Origin of the sequence: Microbacterium sp. Leaf436 (assembly GCF_001424715.1) — a bacterium.
Lineage (GTDB): Bacteria > Actinomycetota > Actinomycetes > Actinomycetales > Microbacteriaceae > Microbacterium.
Genome location: NZ_LMRB01000003.1, coordinates 694,020 through 708,775, shown reverse-complemented (window position 1 = coordinate 708,775; position 14,756 = coordinate 694,020). Strand labels below are relative to the sequence as shown.

Below are 14,756 nucleotides of genomic sequence, written 5' to 3'. Positions count from 1 at the left end.
GTGAAGATGATCTTAAAGATCATTAGTCAATTTTTTGACGATTCAACTCATGTGATTTCAAGTCTTTAAGAGCAAACGGTGAATGCCTTGGCATCTGGAGCCGAAGAAGGACGTAGCAATCTGCGATAAGCCTCGGGGAACTGATAAGCGAGTTTTGATCCGAGGGTGTCCGAATGGGGAAACCCCGCTGGGCGGCGTGCCGACCTGGTGACTCCCGCCTGAATATATAGGGCGGGTAGAGGGAACGTGGGGAAGTGAAACATCTCAGTACCCACAGGAAGAGAAAGCAAAAGCGATTCCGTAAGTAGTGGCGAGCGAAACCGGAAGAGGCTAAACCTAGCGTGTGTGATAGCCGGCAGGTGTTGCACGTTGGGGGTTGCGGGACTTTTCTGATTGTTCTGCCGAGCAGTCGACGTTACAAGTAGGTATAGACGAACGGTTTTGAATGGCCGGTCATAGAGGGTGCGAACCCCGTAGTCGAAATGCCTGTTCTTGGCGTGAGAAGTATCCCAAGTAGCACGGGGCCCGAGAAATCCCGTGTGAATCTGTCAGGACCACCTGATAAGCCTAAATACTCCCAGATGACCGATAGCGGACAAGTACCGTGAGGGAAAGGTGAAAAGTACCCCGGGAGGGGAGTGAAATAGTACCTGAAACCGTTTGCTTACAAACCGTTGGAGCCTCCTTAGTAGGGGTGACAGCGTGCCTTTTGAAGAATGAGCCTGCGAGTTAGTGATACGTGGCGAGGTTAACCCGTGTGGGGTAGCCGTAGCGAAAGCGAGTCTGAATAGGGCGTTTGAGTCGCGTGTTCTAGACCCGAAGCGAAGTGATCTATCCATGGCCAGGTTGAAGCGACGGTAAGACGTCGTGGAGGACCGAACCCACTTAGGTTGAAAACTGAGGGGATGAGCTGTGGATAGGGGTGAAAGGCCAATCAAACTTCGTGATAGCTGGTTCTCTCCGAAATGCATTTAGGTGCAGCGTTGCGTGTTTCTTGCCGGAGGTAGAGCTACTGGATGGCCGATGGGCCCTACAAGGTTACTGACGTCAGCCAAACTCCGAATGCCGGTAAGTGAGAGCGCAGCAGTGAGACTGTGGGGGATAAGCTTCATAGTCGAGAGGGAAACAACCCAGACCACCAACTAAGGTCCCTAAGCGCGTGCTAAGTGGGAAAGGATGTGGAGTTGCTTTGACAACCAGGAGGTTGGCTTAGAAGCAGCCACCCTTGAAAGAGTGCGTAATAGCTCACTGGTCAAGTGATTCCGCGCCGACAATGTAACGGGGCTCAAGCACGCCACCGAAGTTGTGGCATTAGCATTTTTGGTAGGCCTTCGTGGTCCAGCCGTGTTGATGGGTAGGAGAGCGTCGTGTGGCGAGTGAAGCGGCGGGGTGACCCAGCCGTGGACGCCACACGAGTGAGAATGCAGGCATGAGTAGCGAAAGACGTGTGAGAAACACGTCCTCCGAAAGACCAAGGGTTCCAGGGTCAAGCTAATCTTCCCTGGGTAAGTCGGGACCTAAGGCGAGGCCGACAGGCGTAGTCGATGGACAACGGGTTGATATTCCCGTACCGGCGAAGAACCGCCCAAGTTAATCCAGTGGTGCTAAGAGTCCTAGCTCAGAATTGTTTGGATCCCTTCGGGGTGATGGACGTCTGTGTGAACGCTCGACCCCATGCTGGTGCGGCTAGCGTATTAACAGGTGTGACGCAGGAAGGTAGCCCAAGCCAGGCGATGGTAGTCCTGGTGCAAGTGCGTAGGCCGAGTGATAGGCAAATCCGTCACTCATTGAGGCTGAGACACGATGCGGATAAAAAGTGGGTGATCCTATGCTGCCAAGAAAAGCATCGACGCGAGGTTCAAGCCGCCCGTACCCCAAACCGACTCAGGTGGTCAGGTAGAGAATACCAAGGAGATCGAGAGAATCGTGGTTAAGGAACTCGGCAAAATGCCCCCGTAACTTCGGGAGAAGGGGGGCCATCCACTTATTAGGACTTGCTCCGAAAGGGTGTGGTGGCCGCAGAGACTAGTGGGTAGCGACTGTTTACTAAAAACACAGGTCCGTGCCAAGTCGCAAGACGATGTATACGGACTGACGCCTGCCCGGTGCTGGAAGGTTAAGAGGACCGGTTAGCCGTAAGGYGAAGCTGAGAATTTAAGCCCCAGTAAACGGCGGTGGTAACTATAACCATCCTAAGGTAGCGAAATTCCTTGTCGGGTAAGTTCCGACCTGCACGAATGGCGTAACGACTTCCCAACTGTCTCAACCGCGAACTCGGCGAAATTGCATTACGAGTAAAGATGCTCGTTACGCGCAGCAGGACGGAAAGACCCCGTGACCTTTACTACAGCTTGGTATTGGTGTTCGGTGTGGCTTGTGTAGGATAGGTGGGAGACTGTGAAGCATTCACGCCAGTGAGTGTGGAGTCATTGTTGAAATACCACTCTGGTCACTCTGGATATCTAACTTAGGACCGTGATCCGGTTCAGGGACAGTGCCTGGTGGGTAGTTTAACTGGGGCGGTTGCCTCCCAAAATGTAACGGAGGCGCCCAAAGGTTCCCTCAACCTGGTTGGCAATCAGGTGGCGAGTGTAAGTGCACAAGGGAGCTTGACTGTGAGACTGACAGGTCGAGCAGGGACGAAAGTCGGGACTAGTGATCCGGCAGTGGCTTGTGGAAGCGCTGTCGCTCAACGGATAAAAGGTACCTCGGGGATAACAGGCTGATCTTGCCCAAGAGTCCATATCGACGGCATGGTTTGGCACCTCGATGTCGGCTCGTCGCATCCTGGGGCTGGAGTAGGTCCCAAGGGTTGGGCTGTTCGCCCATTAAAGCGGTACGCGAGCTGGGTTTAGAACGTCGTGAGACAGTTCGGTCCCTATCCGCTGCGCGCGTAGGAAGTTTGAGAGGATCTGACCCTAGTACGAGAGGACCGGGTTGGACGAACCTCTGGTGTGTCAGTTGTTCCGCCAGGAGCACCGCTGATTAGCTACGTTCGGGATGGATAACCGCTGAAAGCATCTAAGCGGGAAGCCGGCCTCAAGATGAGACTTCCRTGCCCTTCGGGGCGAGAGGCTCCCAGCCAGACTACTGGGTTGATAGGCCGGATGTGGAAGCGTAGCAATACGTGAAGCTGACCGGTACTAATAAGCCGATGACTTGATAACACACCGTTTTTGGTGCTTGCGTCCACTGAGTGGTTCTCGATGTACGGTCGGGAACTCAACAATGATCATGTCGTTGTTGGTTTTTGAAACATCAATAGTGTTTCGGCGGCCATAGCGAGAGGGAAACGCCCGGTTACATTCCGAACCCGGAAGCTAAGCCTCTCAGCGCCGATGGTACTGCAGGGGGGACCCTGTGGGAGAGTAGGACACCGCCGGACTTCTTTTAGTCGGAATGGCCACCCAATGTTGGGTGGCCATTTCGCATTTACGGGCACATTTCGACTTCTTTTAGTCGGAATGGCCACCCAATGTTGGGTGGCCATTTCGCATTTACGGGCACATTTCGTGTTCGTGGTCAGCGCCGGGTGGCGTTCCCTGTTGCGGGGGACGCCACCCGGCGCTTCGTCGTACCCGGGGGAGTGGCTAGAGTCGAGGGGTGAGCGCGTTCTCGGGGCACGTACCCGGGAGCCGCGACTACCGGATGCTGCTGATCGGTCTGTTCTTCGGCGGCGTCGCGACGTTCGCGCAGCTGTACGCCACCCAAGCGGTGCTTCCGCAGATCGCCGGCGACATCGGGTCGGGACCGGCCTCGGCAGCCCTCACGGTTTCTGCGTCGACGCTGGGGCTGGCGGCCGCGGTACTTCCCTGGTCCTTGGTCGCCGACCGCATCGGTCGGGTGCCCGCGATGGCATCCGGTCTCGTCCTGGCGACCGTGCTCGGGGCGGCGACCCTGCTCGCCGACGACCTCGTCGTGCTGCTGACGCTGCGGCTGCTCGAGGGGGCGGCGCTCGGTGCGGTTCCGGCCGTGGCCCTGGCCTACCTGAGCGAAGAGGTGCATCCTCGACACGTGGCGGCGGCGGCCGGCTCGTACATCGCGGGAACCACCGTGGGCGGCCTGTCGGGCCGGGTGGTCTCGGGTTGGGTCGGCGAGCTCGCCGGATGGCGGTGGGGAGTGGCATCCGTCATTCTTGTCTGCGTCGTGGCGGCGGTGATCTTCCTGGTTCTCATTCCCCGTGCGCGGGGTTTCGTGTCGGGGCGCGATCGCGAAGAGCGCGGACCCACGGTGCGCAGGAGGATCGGCGTCAATCTGCGATCCCCGGTGCAGCGGGCGCTGTACGCGCAGGGCTTCCTGCTCATGGGTGCGTTCGTGGCGGTCTACAACTACCTGGGGTTCCACCTCGCCGCTCCACCCTTCTCGCTGGCGCCCGCCCTGGTCACCCTGCTCTTCCTCGCCTATCTCGCGGGCACGGCGTCATCCCCACGCGCGGGGGCCCTGGCCGTGCGGTACGGGCGGTTCCCCGTGCTGGTGCTCTCGATCGGCGTGATGGCGACGGGGGTCGCGCTGATGGCGGTCCCGGCTCTGGTCGTCGTGGTGGTGGGGTTGATCCTCTTCACCGCGGGCTTCTTCGGCGCGCACGCGGTGGCATCGGGGTGGACGCCCGTCGCAGCCGCGCCCGAGGCGCGCGCGCAGGCGTCGTCTCTGTACTACCTCGGTTACTACGCCGGGTCGAGCGTGTTCGGATGGCTGCTCGGCGTGGTGTTCGGCTCGGTGGGGTGGTTCTGGTTCCTCGTCGTGGTCTTGGCGATGTGCGCCGCGGCTCTCGGTGCCGCCCTCGTGTCGCTGCGCGCGGTTCGCCCCTCGCCGTGACCGTCTGAGCCCTTCTCCTATCCGACCCGCCGAGGTCAATGGCCCGGGGCGATGTCGCCGGAACCGGGTAGCGTCGGAGGTCAGACGTGAGGAGGTCGGGAGTGGACGACGCCGACGAGCGGACGATGGATCAGGGTACCGATGGCGAGACGGTGGGAGAGGTGACTGCAGACGACGTGGCCGAGACCGCGTCGGAGATCAGTTACGACGAGCAGAGGTACCCGGCTCGACCCCGCAGGCTCCGCCCGCGGGATCAGTTCCGAGGGGGAACTCTGCGACGGTTCCTGACGGATCCGCGCAACGCGAACGGAATGAACCCCTCGTACGTCGAGTGGCTCGTGCGCCAGTCGATGCTCAAAGACGCCGACGTCCTCAGCCGACAGCTGTCGGGACAGCCGTCGATGTGGCGGAACCCCTACGCTCGGCCCGACGCGCGACGCGCCATCGATTCGACGGACGTGTGGTTCACCGCCTATCCCATCTCGCTGATCACGCGACCTGGGGAATCCTTCCTCGAATCCCTCGGCAACGAGGCGCTCTGGGAGGCCTTCGAGTGGGTGGGCATCAACGGCATCCACACGGGTCCGGTGAAGCGGGCCGGCGGGATCACCGGATGGCAGGAGACCCCCAGCGTCGACGGCCACTTCGACCGCATCAGCACCCAGATCGACCCGGACTTCGGCGATGAGAACGCTTTCCGCCGCGTCGCCGACGTGGCCGACGCACACGGTGGCAGCGTCATCGACGACATCGTGCCCGGCCACACCGGCAAGGGCGCCGACTTCCGGCTCGCCGAGATGGCGTACAAGGACTACCCCGGCATCTACCACATGGTCGAGATTCCCCGGGAGGACTGGGGACTCCTGCCGGAGGTGCCCGCGGGACGGGACTCGGTCAACCTCGACTCCGACACCGAGCGCGAGCTCAGTGCGCGCGGATACATCATCGGCGAACTGCAGCGGGTCATCTTCTACACGCCGGGCGTGAAAGAGACCAACTGGAGCGCGACCGCCCCGGTGGTCGGCACCGACGGCATGGAGCGCCGGTGGGTCTACCTGCACTACTTCAAAGAGGGCCAGCCGTCGATCAACTGGCTCGACCCCACCTTCGCGGGGATGCGTCTGGTGATCGGCGACGCGCTGCACTCCCTCGGAGACCTGGGCACCAGCGCGCTGCGCCTCGACGCCAACGGGTTCCTCGGCGTCGAGAAGAGCGCGGAGGGTCTTCCGGCCTGGTCGGAGGGGCACCCCCTGTCGCACGCGGCGAACCACATCATCGCCGGCATGGTGCGAAAGGTCGGGGGGTTCACCTTCCAGGAGCTGAACCTCACGATGGAGGACATCCGCGACACCGGTGCGGTGGGTGCCGACCTCTCGTACGACTTCGTCACGCGTCCGGGATACCACCACGCTCTGGCGACGGCCAACACGGAGTTCCTTCGCCTCGCGTTGACCACCGCGCTCGAGACCGGTCTCGAACCGGCGCAGCTCGTGCACGGCATGCAGAACCACGACGAGCTGACGTACGAGCTGGTTCACTGGGCGACCACGCATCGCGACACCCTGTATCCGTTCCGTCACGGCGAGCACACCGGTGGCGAGATCGCCGAGATGGTGCGATCCGAGTTGACCGAGAAGCTGACCGTCGAGGCCGACTACAACCTCGTCTTCACGCAGAACGGCATCGCGTGCACGATGACGTCGCTCATCGCGGCGACGCAGGGCAAGGCGACTCTCGCCGAGATCTCCGAGAGCGACGTGCCGGCGATCCGCGACGCCCACCTGCTGCTGGTGAAGTACAACTCGTGGCAGCCCGGGGTGTTCGCGCTGTCGGGATGGGATCTGACCGGATCCCTGACCCTCCCCGCCGACGATGTGCGACACCTCATCTCGTCGGGCGACACGCGATGGATCGAGCGCGGGGCGCACGACCTGCTCGACGTGGCCCCGGAGGCCTCGTCATCGGCATCCGGGATGCCGCGGGCCCGGTCGCTCTACGGCTCGCTGGGCAGCCAGCAGGACGACCCCGATTCTTTCCTCTCGGGGCTCCGCGACGTGCTGCGGATCCGTCGCGAGAACGGCATCGCCGTCGCCTCGCAGGTCGACATCCCGCAGGTCGGACACCCGAGCATGCTCGTGATGGTGCACCGGCTCGACGGTGGCGACAAGCACCTCGACGAGGCCCCGCTGCAGATCACGGTGCTGAACTTCTCGGGCGAGACGATCGAGGGAACGGTGCGCTCCGAGTGGTTGGTCCCGCAGAGCACCGCCGTCGACGCCGAGACGGGCGACGTGGTGGGTCGCGTCGACGAACTGCAGAGCTTCTCGCTCGAGCTCGGGCCGTACGCCGGGCTCTTCCTGACGCTGGAGGCCCCGGTCGCGGGGGAGTGAGCCCCGATGTCGGGGGCCGGACGTAGCGTGGAGCCGTGTCCGCCCCCGACTGTCTCGCCGATCGCTGCCTCGCGCCCGCCGTCGCCGACGCCCCCGTCTCGCTCTGCGCGTGGCATCTGGCCGTCAGCGCCGAGTGGGCGGCATCCGCCGACGGGGTGACCGATCTGCTCCCGACCCCCTGCATCCTCTGCGGATCGCGTCTGGGGGTGCGGTGGCCGAGTGGGTGGCTGTGCGCCGTGTGCGAATGGCGGCACGGGGATCCGATCGACGGTGAGCTCCCGCCGCCGCGCGTCGACGTCGTCTACTACCTGCGATTCGGCGACCGCATCAAGATCGGCACCTCGGCCCGCCCTCGCAGGCGTCTGGCCGCGATCTGGCACGACGAGCTGCTGGCGTTCGAACTCGGCGATCGTCTGGTCGAACGCCGTCGGCACGCCCAGTTCGCCGACGACCGATTCGACCGGACGGAATGGTTCCGCCGCAGCCCTGTGCTGTCGGCACACGTGGCAGCTCTGGCCGAGGGGGTCGACGACCCCTGGGCGCGATACGCGCGGTGGACGAGCGAGGCTCTCGCCCGACGGGGATGACACCCGGGGAGCCGGGGCGCACGGCACAAGCCCCAGCCCGCTCCAAGCCTCGCCTCCTACCGTGAGCGGACACCACCCGGGAAAGGGATCTGATGGGCTTCCTCGATCGACTGTTCGGCTCCGGCGACACCCCCGAACGGGGCTCCGCCGTGCCACCCGCATCCCGGCAGGCCGCGAGCGGGCTGCGCGACGGCGACGGGCGCTATGCGCCGCCCCCGCCCCAGAGCCCGACCGGGGCGATGTCGAGCCCGGTCGCGGGCCCCGACGCAGGGTCCGACGAGGATCGCCAGGCCGTCGAGCGGTACCGCTACCTTCTGCGCACGGCGCCGCCCGAGACGGTCGAGCAGGTGCACGCCGAGGCGTTCGGCCGGTTGACTCCCGCGCAGCGCCAGCAGGTGCTGCAGGAGATGTCGGCCGGCCTGCCGGCATCGGAGCGTCCGAGCAGCGATGATCCGTCGTCGTTGGCGCGCGCGGCGACCCGCGCCGAGTACACGCAGCCGGGTTTCATGGAGCGCACCTTCGGCGGGCGCTCGTTCGGGGGCGGACCCGGGTTCGGATCGATGCTCGGGGCCTCGATGCTCGGCACCATCGGCGGCTACGTGGTGGGGTCGGCGCTCGTGGGCGCGCTCTTCGATCCCGGCTACGACGCCGGATTCGCCGACGGGGCGTCCGCCGATTCGGCCGTCGCCGACTCCACCGGGGGCGAGGGTGACGCCGGCGCCGTGGACGCCGGCGGGGGCGATTTCGGAGGCGGTGACTTCGGCGGCGACTTCGGCGGTGATTTCGGGGGAGACTTCGGCTTCTGAACCGAGCGCTGCGCGACGGGCGCCATTTCTGCGCGCCACGGGTGCCCGCGCCCCACCGAGCCAATGAAAAGGCTATGGTCGAGGCCATGGCGCACCATGAACAGTGAGCGTCTCGGCCTCCGTCGCAGCATCCTGTCGAACCAGTTGCTTCTGTCGGCAGCGACCCTGATCGTTGTCGTGGTGTCGATCGCGCTCGGTCAGGTCGTCTCGGGCCCCTTCTTCGTCGCCGGTGCGGCCGTGATCTTCATCGTCGCCATCGTCAGCGTCCTGGCGCCGTGGCAGCGGATTCCGTGGTGGACCGTCGGTCTCGTGCCCATCGTCGACGTGCTCGCGGTCGCCATGCTGCGTGTGGGCGCTCCCCTCGCCGGAGTGGGTCTGCTCTGGGCCTTCCCCGCGATCTGGGTGGGCATGATCCTCGGCCTGCGCGGCGTGATCGCGTTCACCGCGGTGATCTGCGCGGTCATGGTGCAGCAGTTGGCGACCGACCCCCTGCAACGCTTCAGCGCCTCCACGCTGATCCTTCCCTTCACCCTCGCCGCTCTGGCATCCATGGCGCACTTGACCTCCCGCCGGACCCGCGCCCAACGTGCTCTGCTGGAGAAGCAGTCCACCGAGCTCCGGCGCGCCGTCGACCGGTCGCGCCGACAGGAGGACCTGGTCACCGAGGTGCTGGATGCCGTCGACTTCGGCGTCACGAGCGTGACGCCGACGGGGGAACTCGTGGTCACGAACACCGCGCACGCGCGCCTGCTCGACCCCGTCGACGCCCTGGGACGCGACCTGGCCGTCTTCGCCGCGGACGGCGCGACGCCCATCGCGCCGCGGGACGCCCCGCTGGCCCGCGCGCGCGCCGGCGAAGCCTTCGAGGGCGAGCTCGTCTGGTACGGACAGCCCGGCGAGGGGCGCCGCGCGCTGAGCGTCACCGCGCGGCGTCTCCCCGCTCGAGCAGGCGAGGATGCCGGCGGCATCATCGTGTCGCGTGACGTCACCGTGGAGGAGCAGGCGCGTCGCATCCGGGAGGACTTCGTCGCGAGCGTCTCGCACGAGCTGCGCACCCCGCTGACTTCGATCCTCGGGTACCTCGATCTGGCCCTCGACGACGACACGATCACCGAGGCCACCCGGGAGCGGCTCGAGGTGGCCGAGCGCAATGCGGCACGTCTGTCGGAACTGGTCGCCGACATCCTCGCCCTGTCCACGGCGTCGGGAGAGGGCTTCGGGGTCGACCTGGAACGTGCGCCGGCCGATGTCTCGGCCCTGGTCCGCACCGCCATCCACTCGATCATGCCGCGCGCCGTCGAACAGCAGATCCGCCTCGACGGAACGGGGATCGACGACGGAGTGATCGCCGTCGTCGACGCGCACCGGGTGCGGCAGGTGATCGACAACCTGCTCTCCAACGCGGTCAAGTACAACCCGCGCGGCGGAGCGGTGGCCGTCACCGTGACGGCGGATGCCCGATCCGTGACCGTCGTGGTCGCCGACGACGGCCCGGGCATCAGCGTCAGCGAGCAGGCGCGTCTGTTCGAGCGCTTCTTCCGCGGTGACGCCGTGCGCAAGTCCTCGACGCACGGGAGCGGGCTGGGGCTGGCCATCAGCCGCGACATCGTGCGAGCCCACGGCGGCGAGATCACGGTGCGCACCGCACCCGGTGACGGCGCCGCCTTCGCCGTGCGGCTTCCCCGGACCGGAGAAGAGGGGTGAACCTCGACGTGCTGACGCTGCAGGCGGCGGCGTCGCTCGTCATCGTCGTGTCCACCGTCATGTTCCTGCTCGACACCCTCATGTCGCAGGATTCCCCGCCGGGACGATTGTGGGCGGGCGCCTACCTGTCGGGCACGCTGTCGGCCGTCTGCTATCTCGCGTGGATGCTCCTCCCCGACGCCTGGATGGCCGTCGCGCTCGGCAACGGCGCCTTCGTCGCCGCCACCGGTTTCATCTGGCTGGGGTGCGTGTCGTACAACCGGCACGCCATGAGGGCGCCCGCCGTCGTGATGGCGGTGACGGTTTTCATCGTCATCTCGGCCGCGCTCATCGCCGGCCCCGAGGGCGGCGAATGGGCCGGCGCCGTGCCGTACTTCCTCGGCAACGCGCTGTTCGCGATCGCCGGCGCCGTCGAGACGCGGCGCGCCGCCATCGGCCGACGCTGGAGTTCGGGCGGGCTCACCCTGGTGCTGAGCGTGGAAGCGGTCTGGTTCCTCGCCCGCAGCGTGGTCTTCGTCACCGTCGGCCCCGACAGCGACCTGTTCCGCACCGTCTTCGACACCCGCGTGTCCGCACTGCTCACCATGACCCTGGTGATCGCCGCGGTCATCGTCACCTCGGCGTTGCGCGCGAACGAGTCGGCGCTGCGCGGACTGCCCGACATCCGCCGACTCTCCGTCGATCGCGACGGCGTGCTGTTGCGCGAATCGTTCGAAGCCGCTCTGGCCATCACCTGTGCGCGGGCGGAACGGGCGGGCGAGGGCGTGTGCGTCATCGGCATCCGCATCGACGACCTGCGTCGCGTGGTGACCGCCTTCGGACCCGACGAAGGCGAGGGGATCGCCCGCGAGCTCTGGGCGTCGGTCCGCCGCCACGCGCCCACGATGGCGCTGGTGGGGGAGATGGATGCCACGGGGCTGAACGTGGCGTTCACGACCACGCCGACGACCGACGTGCGTCGCGCCGCGCGGGTGCTGCACGCGCGGGTGATCGCCGACCTGGCGGGGGTGGGGGCGTCGGTCGTCCCGGTCGTCGGGGTCGGGATGGCGCTCTCGGACGAGCACGGGCACGACGCCGCGGTCCTGTCCGAGCGGGCCGACGCCGCGGCGGCGCAGGCGGCGCTCACGGGCGATCAGCCGTTCGGCCTCACCGGGCACTGAACGCGGGCGGGCCCGCCCGGGCGTCGCCCGGCGTCGCTCAGCTCGACGCCACGAGCTTCTGGACGAGCTCGCGCAACTCTCGCGGGCGGAAGGGTTTCGTGAGGTAGTCGTCGGCGCCGGCATCGCGGCCCGAGAGCTGCTCGAGTTCGTCGACGCGGGCACTCACCATCAGGATTTTCGTGGAGCTGAACTCGCGGATCCGCCGGGCCGTCTCGAACCCGTCGATGCCGGGCATGCTCACATCGAGCGTGGTCACGGCCGGATCGTAACGTTGGACGAGATCGATCCCGTCGAAGCCGTTCGGGGCCGTGTGCACGACGAAGCCCGCGCTCTCGAGCACCGCGGCGATCAGCGTGCGGATGTCGAGGTCGTCCTCGATCACCACCGTGATGTTCGGGTCGGTCATCGTCGTGCTTCCTCGGTGGGGGCCGGAGAAGATCCCGCCTCTGGACGAATGCTAGACCACGCTCCGCCCGCGGGACGTCTCCGGGCGCGAGGGCCGAGGTATGGCATCCTCGGATCGTGCCTCTTCTCGCGTTGACGGGCGGAATCGCCTCGGGCAAGTCCACCATCTCCGGTTTTCTCGCCGCCAAGGGCGCCGTCGTCGTCGACGCCGACGCGATCGTGCGCGAAGTGCAGGCGCCGGGGACCCCGGTCCTCGACGGCATCGCCGCGGAGTTCGGCCCCGAGGTGCTCCGCGCCGACGGATCGCTGGACCGCGCGGCGCTGGGTGCTCGCGTGTTCGGGCACCCCGATCGACTGGCCGCGTTGAACGCGCTCGTGCATCCCGCGGTGCGGGCGGAGTCGGTCCGGCGCTTCCGCGCGGCGCTCGACGCCGACCCCGAGGCCGTCGTCGTCTACGACGTCCCCCTGCTCGCCGAGGCACGGGCGGGCGACGAGTGGGATCTCGTCGTCGTCGCCCACGCCCCGGCGGCGGTGCGCGTGCGGCGTCTGGTCGAGACCCGGGGGATGAGCGAGGACGATGCGCGTGCGCGGATCGCATCGCAGGTCAGCGACGACGAACGCCTCGCCCTGGCCGATGTGGTCATCGACACCGCTGCCGACCTCGACGCCACGCGCCACCAGGTCGACGAGCTCTGGGCGCGCGTGGCCGAGGCCGGCTGAGGGCGAGCGCGCCGGCGCGCTCGCCCAGGGCGAACGCAACCCGCCCCCGATGTCGGAGGCCCCGCCTACGCTGGAAGCATGCAGGCCACCCGATCCGTTCGCCCCTTCGAGGTCATCAGCGAATACACCCCCTCCGGCGATCAGCCACACGCGATCGCCGACCTCGCCGCGCGCATCAACGCCGGCGAGACCGACGTGGTCCTGCTGGGCGCGACCGGAACCGGCAAGTCGGCCACGACGGCGTGGCTGGTCGAACAGGTGCAGCGCCCCACCCTGGTGCTGGCGCACAACAAGACCCTGGCCGCGCAGCTGGCGAACGAGTTCCGGGAGCTCATGCCCAACAACGCCGTCGAGTACTTCGTGTCGTACTACGACTACTACCAGCCCGAGGCGTACGTCCCGCAGACCGATACGTTCATCGAGAAGGACAGCTCGATCAACGCCGAGGTCGAGCGTCTGCGGCACTCCACCACCAACTCCCTCCTGTCCCGCCGCGACGTCATCGTGGTGTCGACGGTGTCCTGCATCTACGGCCTCGGTGCGCCCGAGGAGTACCTGCGCGCCATGGTCGCGTTGCAGGTGGGGGAGCGCTACGACCGCGATGCGCTGATCCGCAAGTTCATCTCGATGCAGTACAACCGCAACGACGTCGACTTCTCGCGCGGGAACTTCCGCGTGCGCGGCGACACGATCGAGATCATCCCGGTGTATGAGGAGTACGCCATCCGCATCGAGATGTTCGGCGACGAGATCGAGGCGCTGTACACGCTGCACCCGCTCACGGGCGACGTCATCGAGAAGATGGACTCCGTGCCGATCTTCCCGGCCTCGCACTACGTGGCCGGTACCGAGACGGTCCAGCGCGCCATCGGCACCATCGAGCACGAACTCGAGGAGCGACTCAAAGAGTTCGAGTCCCAGGGCAAGCTGCTCGAGGCGCAGCGGCTGCGCATGCGCACGACGTTCGACCTCGAGATGCTGCAGCAGCTGGGCTTCTGCTCCGGGATCGAGAACTACTCGCGTCACATGGACGGCCGCATGCCCGGCGACCCGCCGCACACCCTGCTCGACTTCTTCCCCGACGACTTCCTGCTGGTGATCGACGAGTCGCACGTGACGGTTCCGCAGATCGGGGCCATGTACGAGGGCGACGCCTCGCGAAAGCGCACGCTCGTCGAGCACGGCTTCCGCCTCCCCAGCGCCATGGACAACCGACCGCTCCGCTGGGACGAGTTCAAGGAGCGCATCGGGCAGGCGGTGTACCTCTCGGCCACGCCGGGGCGGTACGAGATGGGGATCGCCGACGGTGTCGTGGAGCAGATCATCCGCCCCACGGGGCTGGTGGATCCCGAGATCATCGTGAAGCCCTCGAAGGGGCAGATCGACGACCTGCTCGAAGAGATCCGGGTGCGTGTCGAACGCGATGAGCGCGTGCTCGTGACGACCCTGACGAAGAAGATGGCAGAGGAGCTCACCGACTTCCTCGGCGAGCACGGGGTGCGCGTGCGCTACCTGCACTCCGACGTCGACACCCTGCGCCGCGTCGAACTGCTCACCGAGCTGCGGGCCGGCGTCTACGACGTGCTGGTGGGCATCAACCTCCTGCGCGAGGGGCTCGACCTTCCCGAGGTCTCCCTGGTGGCGATCCTGGATGCCGACAAAGAGGGGTTCCTGCGCAGTGGCACCTCGCTGATCCAGACGATCGGCCGCGCGGCGCGAAACGTGTCGGGCGAGGTGCACATGTACGCCGACCGCATGACCGACTCGATGCAGAAGGCCATCGAAGAGACCGAGCGCCGCCGGGAGAAGCAGGTCGCCTACAACCTGGAGCACGGGATCGACCCGCAGCCGCTGCGCAAGAAGATCGCCGACATCACCGACGTGCTCAACCGTGAGGCCTCCGACACCAAGAAGCTGCTCGCGCGCACCGACAAGGGGGGCAAGGGCAAGTCGCCGACTCCGTCGCTGCGCCGGACCGGTATCGCCGCCGAGGGTGCCGACCAGCTCGAGTCGACCATCGCCGATCTGACGCAGCAGATGCTCGCGGCCGCGGCGGAGCTGAAGTTCGAGCTCGCCGGCCGACTGCGCGACGAGGTGCAGGACATGAAGAAGGAGCTGCGGGCGATGGAGCGGGCCGGTCACGCCTGACCCGGTGGCAGAACCGTCGCG

9 protein-coding genes and 2 rRNA genes are annotated in these 14,756 nt (G+C 66.2%); 10 read left to right on the top strand and 1 reads right to left on the bottom strand.

Annotated features, from left to right (window positions below):
• Positions 1–55: 55 nt before the first annotated feature.
• From ASG45_RS12255 to ASG45_RS12220, 8 genes are all read left to right on the top strand, one after another.
• Positions 56–3,167 (top strand): 23S ribosomal RNA (locus ASG45_RS12255).
• 101 nt (positions 3,168–3,268) lie between these two features.
• Positions 3,269–3,385 (top strand): 5S ribosomal RNA (gene rrf / locus ASG45_RS12250).
• A 218-nt stretch (positions 3,386–3,603) separates the two neighbouring features.
• Positions 3,604–4,815, top strand: coding sequence for an MFS transporter (locus ASG45_RS12245; RefSeq protein WP_235561610.1), 1,212 nt, complete (start codon positions 3,604–3,606; stop codon positions 4,813–4,815).
• A gap of 125 nt (positions 4,816–4,940) precedes the next feature.
• A complete protein-coding gene (treS, locus tag ASG45_RS12240; protein ID WP_244630765.1) occupies positions 4,941–7,205 on the top strand; it encodes a maltose alpha-D-glucosyltransferase in 2,265 nt (754 codons plus the stop codon).
• A gap of 35 nt (positions 7,206–7,240) precedes the next feature.
• Positions 7,241–7,792, top strand: a complete 552-nt coding sequence (locus tag ASG45_RS12235; RefSeq protein ID WP_055837781.1) for a GIY-YIG nuclease family protein — start codon at positions 7,241–7,243, stop codon at positions 7,790–7,792.
• 92 nt (positions 7,793–7,884) lie between these two features.
• Entirely contained in the window at positions 7,885–8,598 is a 714-nt protein-coding gene (locus ASG45_RS12230) for a hypothetical protein (protein ID WP_082516583.1), read from the top strand.
• Between the two features lie 96 nt (positions 8,599–8,694).
• Positions 8,695–10,302 carry an ATP-binding protein gene (locus ASG45_RS12225; protein WP_055837778.1) on the top strand — a complete coding sequence of 536 codons (1,608 nt, stop codon included), beginning with the start codon at positions 8,695–8,697 and terminating at the stop codon, positions 10,300–10,302.
• Entirely contained in the window at positions 10,299–11,462 is a 1,164-nt protein-coding gene (locus ASG45_RS12220; RefSeq protein ID WP_055837775.1) for a diguanylate cyclase domain-containing protein, read from the top strand. The genes ASG45_RS12225 and ASG45_RS12220 overlap by 4 nt, the downstream gene beginning before the upstream one ends.
• 37 nt (positions 11,463–11,499) lie before the next feature.
• Here the strand turns inward: ASG45_RS12220 and ASG45_RS12215 are convergent, their stop codons facing one another.
• Positions 11,500–11,868: a response regulator transcription factor gene (locus tag ASG45_RS12215; RefSeq protein WP_055837772.1), complete on the bottom strand. Its 369-nt coding sequence runs from the start codon at positions 11,866–11,868 to the stop codon at positions 11,500–11,502.
• Positions 11,869–11,984: 116 nt separating this feature from the next.
• Between ASG45_RS12215 and coaE the strand changes: the two genes are divergently transcribed.
• Both coaE and uvrB read left to right on the top strand, forming a co-directional pair.
• Positions 11,985–12,587, top strand: coding sequence for a dephospho-CoA kinase (gene coaE / locus ASG45_RS12210; protein ID WP_055837770.1), 603 nt, complete (start codon positions 11,985–11,987; stop codon positions 12,585–12,587).
• Positions 12,588–12,665: 78 nt separating this feature from the next.
• The gene (gene uvrB, locus ASG45_RS12205; protein ID WP_055837767.1) at positions 12,666–14,735 is read left to right on the top strand and encodes an excinuclease ABC subunit UvrB; all 2,070 of its coding nucleotides are present in this window, start codon (positions 12,666–12,668) and stop codon (positions 14,733–14,735) included.
• Positions 14,736–14,756 lie beyond the last annotated feature (21 nt).

Coding starts and splice junctions, on each gene's coding strand:
- treS (WP_244630765.1), top strand. CDS start 4,941: ATGGATCAGGGTACCGATGGCGAGACGGTGGGAGAGGTGACTGCAGAC.
- ASG45_RS12230 (WP_082516583.1), top strand. CDS start 7,885: ATGGGCTTCCTCGATCGACTGTTCGGCTCCGGCGACACCCCCGAACGG.
- ASG45_RS12225 (WP_055837778.1), top strand. CDS start 8,695: ATGAACAGTGAGCGTCTCGGCCTCCGTCGCAGCATCCTGTCGAACCAG.
- ASG45_RS12215 (WP_055837772.1), bottom strand. CDS start 11,868: ATGACCGACCCGAACATCACGGTGGTGATCGAGGACGACCTCGACATC.
- uvrB (WP_055837767.1), top strand. CDS start 12,666: ATGCAGGCCACCCGATCCGTTCGCCCCTTCGAGGTCATCAGCGAATAC.